This window comes from Shewanella pealeana ATCC 700345, from assembly GCF_000018285.1.
In the GTDB taxonomy this organism is placed as follows: Bacteria; Pseudomonadota; Gammaproteobacteria; order Enterobacterales; family Shewanellaceae; genus Shewanella; species Shewanella pealeana.
This window is the reverse complement of record NC_009901.1, coordinates 4,759,637-4,772,643: the sequence shown is the minus strand read 5'-3', so window position 1 is coordinate 4,772,643 and position 13,007 is coordinate 4,759,637. Positions and strand designations below refer to the sequence as shown.

The 13,007-nt window shown below is 44.7% G+C and carries 10 protein-coding genes; 5 read left to right on the top strand and 5 right to left on the bottom strand.

Features of this window, described 5'->3' with window-relative positions; all coding sequences use genetic code 11:
* Positions 1-118 precede the first annotated feature (118 nt).
* Together SPEA_RS20600 and SPEA_RS20595 are read left to right on the top strand one after the other, a co-directional pair.
* Positions 119-1,291 (top strand): PrnB family protein, encoded by a 1,173-nt coding sequence (locus SPEA_RS20600; RefSeq protein ID WP_012157114.1) that lies wholly within the window; start codon positions 119-121, stop codon positions 1,289-1,291.
* A gap of 4 nt (positions 1,292-1,295) precedes the next feature.
* Positions 1,296-2,411 carry an aminotransferase class V-fold PLP-dependent enzyme gene (locus tag SPEA_RS20595; protein ID WP_012157113.1) on the top strand — a complete coding sequence of 372 codons (1,116 nt, stop codon included), beginning with the start codon at positions 1,296-1,298 and terminating at the stop codon, positions 2,409-2,411.
* Positions 2,412-2,455: 44 nt separating this feature from the next.
* Here SPEA_RS20595 and SPEA_RS20590 read toward each other — a convergent pair whose 3' ends face one another.
* Entirely contained in the window at positions 2,456-2,761 is a 306-nt protein-coding gene (locus tag SPEA_RS20590) for a hypothetical protein (protein ID WP_012157112.1), read from the bottom strand.
* Positions 2,762-3,007: 246 nt separating this feature from the next.
* Here SPEA_RS20590 and SPEA_RS20585 point away from each other — a divergent pair, with 246 nt between their 5' ends.
* A complete protein-coding gene (locus SPEA_RS20585) occupies positions 3,008-4,018 on the top strand; it encodes a WD40/YVTN/BNR-like repeat-containing protein (RefSeq protein WP_012157111.1) in 1,011 nt (336 codons plus the stop codon).
* A 66-nt stretch (positions 4,019-4,084) separates the two neighbouring features.
* Here the strand turns inward: SPEA_RS20585 and SPEA_RS20580 are convergent, their stop codons facing one another.
* The 4 genes from SPEA_RS20580 to glnA all read right to left on the bottom strand — a co-directional run bounded on the left by SPEA_RS20580 (position 4,085) and on the right by glnA (position 7,919).
* Positions 4,085-4,399, bottom strand: coding sequence for a helix-turn-helix domain-containing protein (locus SPEA_RS20580; RefSeq protein WP_012157110.1), 315 nt, complete (start codon positions 4,397-4,399; stop codon positions 4,085-4,087).
* A 45-nt stretch (positions 4,400-4,444) separates the two neighbouring features.
* Entirely contained in the window at positions 4,445-4,876 is a 432-nt protein-coding gene (locus tag SPEA_RS20575; protein WP_150102256.1) for a hypothetical protein, read from the bottom strand.
* 195 nt (positions 4,877-5,071) lie between these two features.
* The gene (locus SPEA_RS20570) at positions 5,072-6,304 is read right to left on the bottom strand and encodes a dicarboxylate/amino acid:cation symporter (protein ID WP_041411140.1); all 1,233 of its coding nucleotides are present in this window, start codon (positions 6,302-6,304) and stop codon (positions 5,072-5,074) included.
* Between the two features lie 205 nt (positions 6,305-6,509).
* Positions 6,510-7,919 carry a glutamate--ammonia ligase gene (gene glnA, locus SPEA_RS20565; protein WP_012157107.1) on the bottom strand — a complete coding sequence of 470 codons (1,410 nt, stop codon included), beginning with the start codon at positions 7,917-7,919 and terminating at the stop codon, positions 6,510-6,512.
* Between the two features lie 692 nt (positions 7,920-8,611).
* Here glnA and typA point away from each other — a divergent pair.
* Complete coding sequence (gene typA, locus SPEA_RS20560) at positions 8,612-10,423, top strand: translational GTPase TypA (RefSeq protein ID WP_086024330.1); 1,812 nt, start codon at positions 8,612-8,614, stop codon at positions 10,421-10,423.
* Between the two features lie 859 nt (positions 10,424-11,282).
* Positions 11,283-12,737 carry a disulfide bond formation protein B gene (locus tag SPEA_RS20555; protein ID WP_012157105.1) on the top strand — a complete coding sequence of 485 codons (1,455 nt, stop codon included), beginning with the start codon at positions 11,283-11,285 and terminating at the stop codon, positions 12,735-12,737.
* Positions 12,738-13,007 lie beyond the last annotated feature (270 nt).

Genomic DNA, 13,007 nt, shown 5'->3' with positions numbered 1-13,007 from the left:
TAGGGGATTTCGATCTAAATTGAAAGTTATCGGAGCTAATTTAATGATTTACACCGAACGTATGCTGCTAGGCTAACTAGAATCGGTTCATCTTCAAAATAACAATAAGGACCTGCAGATGACGGGTAATACTCAAGCGTTCGATCATTGGATCCGTACTCGCTTTGTTGAGCTCAACAGTAAATTAGAATCCCTTTACGCCCAGCAGGCTGACCGTGCGAATGTTGAAGGGGTGGGAGAAGATCTAAAATTTCAGCTTGAGTCTGAAGGGCGCGAGCTTATTGCCTGTTTGCTTGCAGAAGGGAATACCGACGAAGGTTTTGATCATGCGTTTGATCTGCTTGGTAATGTGGGCCTGTATATGGCGGCCTGTCGCAGACACGAGATCACAGAGCCCTCTAGGGAGAGAGTCTCACCGCTTACCGAAGCCTCAGCCCTCGCGATGCATATCGGTGCGTCTATTGGCGTGACCCCAAGATTTGCTACCGCTCACCTCACCACCCATAACCGTGCACATCAAGGTTTGTATAAGCGCTTCACCGATTTAGATGCCGAGCAGTTATTTGTCGACTACAACACCAAAGGCATATTGGCCTATAAACGCGCCGCCGATGCGCTATTAAAGATCCAGCCATTAGGCATAGACCATCCGATTGCCTATGATCTGCTACTAGTCGCTAAGCGCGCGCTGCGGGATGTAATAGAGTCGAATCGCGTGCTGTTTCAACGACTCGATGCCGATGACTTCTTCTATTGTGTCAGACCCTATTACAAACCTTATCGCGTGGGGAGTCAGATCTATCGCGGCGCCAATGCAGGTGACTTTGCCGGTATTAACGTCATCGATATGTTACTGGGCTTATGCAGCGCAAATGAGCCAGGCTACTCACAGATGTTGGTGGATAAGTTTCTCTATATGATGCCTGAAGATCAGGCCATATTACGTGACTGTATGCGCCGCACTAGTTTTATGGATGAGTTACTTAACTTGAGCCACTTCAGTGCAGAGCCTTGGTATCAGCAGAACGTGAAGCTATTTTTAGAGGTGTGTGCCCTGCATGGTGAGACGGCCATTCAGCATCATAATGAGCTGGTGGCTAAATATATCGCCCAGCCCTCGAAAACCATGGAGCAGCAACATATGTCTAAGGTGACTGCGAGTGGCCCACCTTTGGATGTGCTGCTTAATTCATTAGAGAAGTTGCGTGATAGACGAGCCGCAGCTAAGCGCAGTGATATTCGTACTCGCTATGAAGATATTCAATCGCTGCTCGCGAGTATGGAGGCGTAATAGTATGCAGGACTTCAAAGCAGACTTTAGCTTAGCAAGCGGCAGTTATCTGCTTAATCACTCCGTTGGCAGGCCACTGAAGAGCGCCGAACAGGTTCTTGCTCAGCAGTTTTTTGCACCTTGGCAAGACTCTAACGTCGAGCCTTGGCAGCAGTGGCTAAAGGTCGTCGATCTCTTCTGTCTTAATCTGGCTAAATTATTTAATGGCCGGGTCGAAGAGTTTTGTCCTCAGGTGAATCTCTCCAGTGCACTGACAAAACTGGTTATGTCGCTAGATGCACTTGGCGATAAAAATGCCGTGGTACTTATGAGTGAGATCGATTTTCCCAGCATGGGGTTTGCGCTGAAAAAAGCGCTGCCACAAGGCTGCGTGTTGCGATTTATTCCTAAGTCACTCGATATTACCGATCCCGCCGTTTGGCAGTCCCATATCAAGGCTGATGTGGATTTGGTATTTGTCAGTCATGTCTATTCCAACACCGGGCAGTTGGCACCAGTCAATGACATCGTCGAGGCTGCAAAGTCTAAGGCTGCGCTAACGCTTATCGATGTAGCGCAATCTGCTGGCATAGTGCCGCTAGACTTAGGTCATCTACAGCCAGACTTTATGATAGGGTCGAGCGTAAAATGGCTTTGTGGCGGGCCAGGGTCTGCTTACTTGTGGGTGAACTCGAAGCATATTGAGGGCTGTCAGCCTAAAGATGTGGGCTGGTTCAGCCACGAAAATCCTTTCGAGTTTGATATTCATCACTTTCGTTATCATCCGACGGCGCTTAAGTTTTGGGGCGGCACACCATCGATTGCGCCCTATGCCATAGCGGCCCATAGCATAGGTTATTTTACCGATATCGGTTCCCATAAACTGCGTTCGCATAATCAGCGCTTAATCGATGCTGTGGCTGAGCAGCTGGGGGAGGCGTTCGTGTCGCCCATGCAAGAATCAAGGCGCAGCGGCACGATGATCTTGGATTTCGGTGCTAAGCAGCAACAGGTAATGGCGGCTTTGCAGCGGGCTAATGTGAGTGTGGATCTGCGTAGTGAAGGTATTCGGGTGTCACCGCATATCTATAATGATATGGCTGATATTGAAAACTTAATTACAGCTGTTAAGGGGATATAAAAATTACCGCTACAGGCTGGTAGCCTGTAGCGAAATCAAAGAGCTTAAGGCTGAACGGCTCTTAAGTGAACTTTTCGGTAATCATACTTCTGGTTGATGCGGTTAAGCTCACCAATTGAAAGCTTGCTAAGTAGGGTTACACCCTGCTTATCGGTAACAAATTTCTGTGCAGTAAGATTCACAAAATCCACAACGTATACGCTGCTATCTTGAAGATTTTTTGCAGTTTGCTCAGTTTCTTGCTTTGAGCAGTCATTACAAGCTGCAATCGGACTCATTGCCGCAACACTAGCGGTTGAGAATAATAATCCAGCGCCTAACAGTACTGCATGAGTAATTGTTTTTCTCATAGTAGGTTCCTTTTTATGAAATAGTGATCTTTGTCACAGTTTTAATTTAGGCTATATTTTAGGCAGAGTCCAGAACTATTTGTTATTAAGTTGTTGTTTAATATTGCTTTGTTTAGGTTGCACTAATTTAGTCTTGGGTCGTTCTGCGGATTTTCGATTGCAGGAGCCGGAGGGTTTTCCGGCTTGCCTATCTATGCTGATTGGTCGATAGTGGTTGTTAGGGACACGCTCTAAAAAAGGAAATAGATGAAGATATTCATGCTGTTAATAAGCTTATTTAGTTTTGCTACTGTGGCGATGGAATGGAATATTCAAAGCCTAGCCCCCGGTGTTTCATTTCGAGGTAGCGCAGTTTTGGATGGCGTGGTTTGGGTGACTGGGACAGATAATCGCGTCTATATCTCTAAAGATTCAGGTAACAGCTGGCAAGATGTATCGGTAAAGGGGCTGCCTTTGACTGACTTTCGCGATATTGAAGTGTTCGATGCCAATACGGCGATTGTGATGGGAGCGGGTGAAGGTGGCTTATCTAAGCTGTATATCACTCAGAACCAGGGTCTAAGCTGGCAACTCTTGTTTGATAATCCCGATGAGCTTGGCTTTTTCAACTCAATTGCCTTTTGGGATCGTAATAACGGGTTACTGCTGGGAGATCCTGTTGGTGGTTGCTATGTGATATTACGTACCTCTGATGGTGGTAAAAGCTGGCAACGAGTTGCCCAAGGTGAGTTGCCTGAAATGCTCGATAAAGAGGTCGCCTTTGCCGCCAGTGGTAATACATTAATTGTTGGCAAAAGAGGGCGGGCTTGGTTTACCACCGGAGGCTATAGTAGCTCAGCTTATAGTAGCGCTGACTCGGGGCAGCACTGGCGCCGGCGTCCAATTGCTCTCTATGATGATACCCAAACCGCAGGTGGCTATGCGCTAGCATTTAATCATTTAGGTGATCTATTTGTGCTGGGAGGAGATTATCAGCAACGAGATAAGTTTGATGCCAATATGGTCTACAGGAAAGGCTATGTATGGCATAAAGCGCCGGGTACCACACCAGGCCTACGCACAGCCATGGCGTGTTACCAAGAGATTTGCATCGCGACCGGTAAGCTATCGTCAGATATTTCAATCGATCATGGTTACAGTTGGCAGCCACTGTTGATCAATGGTCAGGCTCAGGGCTTTTTTACGCTCGCGATTGACGGTAACACCTTAGTGGCTGGTGGGCATGATGGCCGAGTCGCCGTGTATACTTTTGAATAGTCGAGTCTATTACAGCAACCCAAACTAAAGTTTGGGCTTTTAATCGATGAATATGTTGGGAGAGGATTACCCCAAAATAAGATACATAATAAGGGCGCCCACGCAGCCCCCAATCAAGGTCGCTAAGGCAAATAATATCCACTGGCCGTAAAGAGAGACTTTTTGCATCTGAGCGTGGCTAGGTTTAGGTATGACTAATAAGCTTTTTTGCTCTATCTCAAATACTGCGCAAAGCCCCAATAGGGTTTCGTTAGAGGCGCTGCCTTCCTTTTCTACTCGCTGCACGGTACGTAAGCTAATGGCGCAAGCATCGGCTAAGTGTTGTTGTGTCCAGCCTTTTTCTTGCCGTAATGATTTGACCGTGATGGGGTTAATTTCCATATTTGACTCCGCTAGCTCCTTTAGAAAGTGGTGACACGTATGTGCTTATCCTGAAAAATATTCCATAAATAAAACAAAGAACCCACCAAAAACTAGCCCCGCTAGAAAACACATAAATATCTGCTTTTTTACGGATTGATTATCCTTGCTGAGAAAGGCCTTGGTTTCGGTCGCCAGATGTTGGCCGTTGCGATAGAGGCTACATTCAACGGTGGCCTTCATTAGGCTAGTGACTTTAAATCTCACTTGGTAGTCATTACCTAGATGGCAAAACTTATGAGAGCTCTCCATCTTTATCAAATTACGTCTATCACTGACAACTTCATCATTGACGTAAATGGTCTCTCTACCTGAATATCCTGAGCCATGAGCGGTGATGCGAACATCCTGATCATTGAAGTAATACCAGTATCCATTGGTGATTGTCACGCTATCCATTTGACTATCCATTTTGTGTCGAGTGATTGAGTTCTCCATACCTGCTCCTTGCTATGTTGACAGTTGAACTTGACGAGAGCAAGTTCAACATAAATTTTGTTCGGTGACGGCGTCATGGATGTGACAGGCGTAAAAAAGGCATATGACACTTAATGTGTCACATGCTTAACATGCTGTAATCATAGGTTTATTTTGTTTTGCACATCTCAATGGAAGAGGAGGTGACGAGTGAGCTCAGGTATTCGCTTTTGTATCTAGAACTTTAGATTTTGCATAACGCTTACCGTTAATCCGTTCGATAATTTGGGTGGCGTTGAGGTCGTGAATCACGTTGATTACGGTAGCTGGTGCATCGGTGACTGCACCGATAATCACCAAGATAGGGATCACCTCTATCGGTAAGCCTAAGGTGGTAACGATAAATATTTCGCCAAGGAAAGCCCCACCTGGTACGCCACCAATAACAAAGGCTGAAAGTACAGAAATCAGTACAGTGAGAGCAAACACATCGGCAGTAAAATCTAAGCCGAGAATCGAGTAGATAAACACAATTTTTAGCGCCGTGGTCATGGCCGCGCCACCCTTGTTTAGGTTAACCAGTAAGGGTAGGCAGATGTCGGCAATTTCCTCTTTTATCCCCATCTTGTTAGCGGCTCGGATATTCACCGGCAGTGATGCTAGCGAGGAGCTGGTGCCTAATGCGGTTGCCGAGGGCTCAATGGCATTACGCCAAAACTGCTTCACACCATTAATACCACCGCCTAACCAAGCATACAGCGTGCTACCAAGGGTGTAGTAGAGTGCTGCGGCGATAAGAAACAGGCCAATAGCGCGGGCAAAGGTACTTAATAATTCGGTATCTTGGCTGGCCATGGTTGACGCAAAGTAGGCGCCAAGCCCTACCGGAGCGACAAGCATTAAAATAGATACGATTTTCATGATCACGGTATTTAAGCTATCGAGCATAGCCGAGACTTTTTCGCCTTCCTTGCCTGATTGACCTATGGCTATGCCTGAAATGACTGACATGATAATCAACGCCAGAATGTTGGACTTAGACAGTAATCCAACAAAGTCATTGGTGGTCAGCAGGTTAACAAAATCCATATCTCCGGAGCCTGTACTGACTCCTTGGTGCAGATCTAAGGTTACCCCTTGGGCTGGATCGTAAATAGAAGCGAGTCCTATGATGCCTAAGGTTGGAATAATCGCCATGATGATGGATACGAGAAAAATAGTGGCTAAGATGGCTCCGAGTTTTTTTAGATCCGTCATGTGGGCAATAGAGGAGGTAACACTGATGGCGACTAAAGGGACGATAATCATAAAGAGTAAGTTTAGAAATATCTGGCCCAAGGGCTTTAGCTTAAGAGCAAACACTGGAAAGAGGATCCCTATCAACCCACCCAGCATTAGGGCCGAAAGTAAGATAATAGAGGAGCGATAGGGCTTAATTTTTTGCCACATAAAGTCATTCCATTTGTGAGCTATACCCATAGAAGGCTTATATCGGTTGGTATTAGCTATTTCGCAGACGAAAGCGAATAGGGATAGTTAAACTATAGGTCAACAGGGGAGTGGCGGGCAGACAAGGCAATAAAAAAGCCCCAAACATTACTGTTTAGGGCTTTAAGGCTAACCGCTCTAGCGGTTAGCGAGTCATCTCAGAGGATTACAAGCTGTAGTAAAGCTCGAATTCAACTGGGTGAGTTGTTTGGTTGATACGCTCAACGTCTGCAGACTTTAGTTTGATGTAAGAATCGATAAAGTCGTTAGTGAATACGTCGCCACGAGTCAGGAACTCACGGTCTGCGTCTAGACACTCAAGTGCGTTTTCTAGTGAAGTGGCAACAGTTGGGATTTCAGCCGCTTCTTCAGCAGGAAGATCGTATAGATCTTTATCCATCGCTTCACCTGGGTGGATCTTGTTTTGGATACCGTCAAGACCAGCCATTAGCATTGCAGAGAACGCTAGGTATGGGTTAGCTACTGGGTCACCAAAACGGATTTCGATACGACGACCTTTTGCACTTGGTACCACTGGGATACGGATAGAAGCAGAGCGGTTAGCTGCAGAGTATGCAAGCATCACTGGTGCTTCAAAGTGTGGTACAAGACGCTTGTATGAGTTTGTCGATGGGTTAGCAAATGCGTTAATTGCACGAGCATGCTTAATCACACCACCGATGTAGAATAGAGCTGTTTCGCTCAATCCGCCGTACTTGTCACCCGCGAATAAGTTTACGCCATCTTTGGCAAGAGACTGATGCACGTGCATACCGCTACCGTTGTCACCAACGATTGGCTTAGGCATAAATGTCGCAGTCTTGTTGTAAGCGTGAGCAACGTTATGTACTACATACTTAAGTACCTGAACTTCGTCGGCCTTAAGGGTTAGCGTGTTGAAACGAGTTGCGATTTCGTTCTGACCAGCAGTCGCCACTTCGTGGTGATGCGCTTCAACAACTTGGCCCATCTCTTCTAGTACTAAACACATAGCACTACGGATGTCTTGTGAAGAGTCAACTGGTGCTACTGGGAAGTAACCACCTTTAACGCCTGGACGGTGACCTTTGTTGCCACCTTCGTAGCTAGTGCCTGAGTTCCAAGCCGCTTCTTCAGCATCAACCTTGTAGAAACAACCAGACATGTCAGCGCCGAACTTAACGTCGTCAAATAGGAAAAATTCTGGCTCTGGACCAACCAATACTGTGTCAGCGATACCTGTAGAACGTAGGTAATCTTCAGCTTTCTTAGCGATAGAGCGTGGGTCACGGTTGTAACCTGTCATAGTGCCTGGGTTTAGAATGTCACAACGGATGTTTGCAGTTGTTTCTGCAGTGAAAGGGTCAAGTACAAAGCTTGCAGGATCAGGCATCAATACCATGTCTGATTCATTAATACCTTTCCAACCTTGGATTGAAGAACCGTCAAACATTTTACCGTCTTCGAAGAAATCAGCATCTACTTGGTGAGTTGGGATTGTAACGTGTTGCTCTTTACCTATCGTATCGGTAAAACGCAAATCAACAAATTTAACTTCTAATTCTTTTAGTTGTTGTAAAACTGATTCTGCTGACATTCTAAAGTCTCCGAGTAGGGTAAAGGGTCGTCCCTTTGTTTTATCTTTAATGTTTAGCGCTTAATGCGATTCTGGTTTTCATAAAGCGAGAGTCGTGCCAATAATTTAACTTACTGAATAATATGGAGTAGTTAATTTTATCTCTTGTTGGAGATATCATTGCCGCACCATTTTGGTGCGCTCTGTGGATCTATATGGTGCACGCGTCATATCAGTGCAATAGCGAGCTACCTTATTCGAATACACTTTGGTCTCACGCTTTTTACTGGCAAACAGAATAACTAAGGAATGGCCAATTTTATAGGGTGTAAGTCAAGGAAATAACATCGGATTTTCGATAAGTGTTATTGAGATTAAAGACAGTGTGGAATTGGACTTAATTACAGTCAATATAGGCCATGAAATCTGGCTAAGCATGGTTAAAACTAGCGAAAAATTGAATTTACCCAGGGAGTAGATACTAACTAGTGTCACACAGCTAAAGTATAAAAAAGTGAATAAAAAGCGAGCGTTAAGGCGAAAAAAAAGAATACGAAAGAGTTATTTTTAACGATTGGTTAAAAATAATCCTGTGAGATACCGCCGAGCTAGAGTAGAATGTCACGCTTTTTATTGCAACTACTATACTAGATTGGTTTTAGTCGTTGTCAGTAACCCCCCTATATTTTATACCGATGGTAAGAGGTTTAGCCGTGTTAGAGAATTTACGTAACATCGCCATTATTGCACACGTTGACCATGGTAAGACTACCTTGGTTGATAAGTTGCTGGCGCAGTCAGGAACCCTTGAGTCTCGAGGAGAAGCCACTGAGCGGGTGATGGATTCAAATGATCTTGAAAAGGAACGTGGTATCACGATTCTGGCCAAGAACACTGCCATCAAGTGGAACGATTACCGTATCAACATCGTTGATACCCCTGGTCACGCCGATTTCGGTGGTGAGGTAGAGCGTGTTCTATCTATGGTTGACTCAGTATTACTACTAGTTGACGCAGTTGATGGTCCAATGCCACAGACTCGCTTCGTGACTAAGAAAGCTTTCGCTCAAGGTCTAAAGCCAATCGTTGTTATCAACAAGATTGACCGTCCAGGCGCACGTCCAGATTGGGTTATTGACCAAGTATTTGACTTGTTCGACAACCTAGGCGCTACCGATGAGCAACTAGATTTCCCAATCGTTTATGCTTCTGCGCTAAACGGTTTTGCTACATTAGATCCAGACGAAGTTAGCGCTGACATGACGCCGCTATTCGAAACGATCGTTGAAAAAGTTTCTTCACCAGATGCTGATGCTGAAGGTGATTTCCAGATGCAAATTTCGCAAATCGACTACAACTCATACGTGGGTGTTATCGGTATTGGCCGCATCAAGCGTGGTAGTGTTAAAACTAACCAACAAGTGACTATTCTTGGCGCTGACGGCAAGAAGCGTAACGGTAAAATCGGTCAAGTATTAGGTTACATGGGCCTTGAGCGTCATGAAGTTTCTGATGCAACTGCTGGTGACATCGTTGCGATTACTGGTCTTGGCCAGTTGCTAATTTCTGACACTGTTTGTGCAACTACTAACGTAGAAGCGCTACCTCCATTGTCTGTTGATGAGCCAACACTAACCATGACTTTCCAGGTGAACACTTCTCCGTTCGCTGGTAAAGAAGGTAAGTACGTGACTTCACGTAATATCCTTGAGCGTCTACAGCAAGAACTAGTACACAACGTAGCATTGCGCGTTGAAGAAACTGACAGCCCAGATCGTTTCCGCGTATCAGGCCGTGGTGAACTTCACCTTTCAATCTTGATTGAAAACATGCGTCGTGAAGGTTACGAGCTAGCTGTATCTCGTCCAGAAGTTATCGTTAAAGAGATCGATGGCGAGATGTGTGAGCCGTTCGAAACACTAACTGTTGACGTTCAAGAAGAACATCAAGGTGCAGTGATCGAGAAGCTTGGTATCCGTAAGGGTGACATGAAGGACATGCAGTTAGACGGTAAGGGTCGTGTACGTATCGATTTCGTTATCCCTAGCCGTGGTCTAATCGGTTTCCAAACTGAGTTCATGACAGCGACTTCTGGTACTGGTCTAATTTACCATTCATTCGACCATTACGGTCCATTGAAAGGTGGTGACATTGGTCAACGTGCTCGTGGCGTATTGATCTCTAACGCTACTGGTAAAGCACTAACATTCGCACTATTCGGTCTACAAGAGCGTGGTCGTCTGTTTATTACTCACGCTACAGAAGTATACGAAGGCCAAGTAGTTGGTCTTCACGCACGTGCTAACGACCTAACAGTTAACTGTTTGAAAGGTAAGCAGCTAACTAACATGCGTGCATCTGGTACTGACGAAGCTCAAGTACTAACTCCGCATATCGAAATGACACTTGAGCAAGCTCTTGAGTTCATCGATGATGACGAATTAGTAGAAGTAACGCCACTGAACATCCGTGTTCGTAAGCGTTTCTTGACTGAAAACGAGCGTAAGCGTCATAACCGTAAGTAATGACCGCGTTTAGCTTCAACCCTTAATGGGTTAAGTATTAAAAAGGCCCTGAACATGTAAGTGTTCAGGGCCTTTTTGTTATATAGCTTGTGGGTGTTTTCGTTAAAGCCAAATTTTTCAATGTGATATCAGTGCTAAAGCGCCGACATAGCCATGGTTCGACTTGAATATAGTTCACTCATTTGTCAGCTCTACGGAGAGTTTTTAGGCTGTGATAATCGCGCTAATCTCTACAATTGAATAGCCTCAACCCATGAGGCTCCTCTTCCTATCGAGCACTACTTTGTTGCTACACAACCCCGTATTTACCACACCATTAGTGATCATATAGAACATTTAATATATGGCTTTAAATCGCATTAATCGGTGCTTTCAGCTTCAGCTCACAACTAATTGCAGAGTGTGAATATTGCTTAGGTAGAGCAGTAGCTTAGCGCGTTAAATCTCACTAATTCAGCAATAAATGAAGCTAGTTTGCAAAAATAAGAATGCACTAATACTCATTTTTGGGTATGGCGGTTGCGACACATTTTTTAAATTTGATTTGCCGTAATTTAGTCCGTGCTTTAGTAGCAAGTGGACCTGCACCTCTGCGCTGCTATTTTTGGCACTTATTGCCGCAGACATATTTATTGCTAAGTGCATTTTTGAATTGAGTTCTAGTGGACTCTATTGGAGAAAGTTGTGGAATTTCTACTTTTTTGCCTAATTTTTATTGCTTGTTTCTTGGTTGCCTTTAAACCTCACAAACAAAAAATGGCGCATATTTTTTTAGCTCTGAGCATTTTAATGAGCATGGGTATTTGGTTGATAGCCACTTGGGGCATGTTAGTCCCTGCCGGTAACTTGTGAGAACACGATGATGAATGAATTAACGTTAAACAGAGTTGTATCATTAGCGGCTTTAGCGCTGATAGCCTTACCAGTCGGTATCGCCTGTATCATCTTAGGTTTTGGTATGGGTGACACGCCATGTATCCTTTGTTGGCAAGAGCGTACAGCTATGGTGCTAGTATCGCTGATCGCGATTTTTATCATGCGTTACGGTTTAAAGCCTAAGTATATTGGCGCGCTAATCATTACTGCTGTGTACGGCTTGTGGGCGGGTTACCGTCATAGCTCTGCACATATTCTTCGTGATATTGGCCAAGGCTTTGGTCCGGCCATTTTTGGCGTACACACCTATGTTTGGGTGATCGTAGTGTTTGCGATTATCTTACTGTTCGCTGGCGTACTAATGTTGCTACAAGGCGACAAGCTAGTTGAGAAGAGTGACAGCAGTGAGTGGAGCTTGCTGAACAAGGTAACGGTTAACGTATTCTTGGTCATTATTTGTTTTAATATCGTTCAGGCATTTACCCAGACTGGTCCATTCCCATATATCGGCCAAAGCGATCCTGTGCGTATGACCTTCGATTCGAATAAAACGATCTGGTCTACGGCTAATTGGCCAACACTGTCAAAGCTATCGGCTCGTGGTGCTTACTCAATCGAGAAGCCTGACTTTGCGGCTATGACAAAGGATGATGCGACTAAAGTGACGGCTAACGGCGAGTTAACAGCGCTTGAGAGTGTTACTTTGCCAGCTGATATCTTCGGTCTAGCAACAGGCATTAGCTATAATCCTCAAAGCCAACTATTTGCAGTGGTTACCAGTAATAACTGGGTTTATTTCCTGAATGCTGAGCTGACTGAAATTTTGGCTAAGGTGCAGATTGATGCGGCATTCTCTGCTGAAATATCTAACCTTGCAGGTGTGACTTTTGACGGTCAAACATCAGTCTTAGTGACTGCCGATCATAAGAGTTTTGTGCGTGTTGAATACGACCCAAGTGTGAAGTTTGATGATACTTACGGACGATTCATCGAAGGAACTGACGGGGTTCGTGAGCTTAAACGCAGTCGCTTTGCCACTGTACGTGCCAAGTATAACTATGTTGCCGACGTAGGTTGGGATGCTCAAACTCAAGAGTATCTAATGGTCACGTTACCAGATGAGCAGCGCAATAACTTTGTTGTTTCACGTCTAAGCGGTAAAGATTATGAGCTAAACAGCGAAGCAATCATTAGCATTGATACTCAGGTTTATCCAAATGTGACTGGCATTAGTGTTATCGATGATAAAGCTTACTTGTTAAGCCATTCTGGCCAGCAACTGCTAACCATGAATTTAGAGACTAATACTGTTGTTGCAGCAAGCGATGTCGTAGGGCTTAATAACCCACAAGCAATGACATTACTGGGTGATAAGTTTGCTGTGTTAGATGCGGCGGAAGGTAATAACCGAGTTAACTTCTACCAAGTTCAGCATTAATCATTTAAAGCAATGCAATAAATTGCTTTGAGAATACCAAGCCCTTAATTAATTCTTAAGGGCTTTTTTATGCCTCAAGTAACCCCATATTGCGTCTCTGGTTGGCTATTGCCTACTTTCAGTGTAAATCCCAGTACAAATATCAGTGTAATAGCTCACAGGTTGATTAAGTTTGAGAATACTAATTTAGCCTAATTGGTATAATCGTTAAAAATCTCTGCTAGCTGTCAATAAACGGCAATAGAGCACCCTCAATCAACATCGCTAATA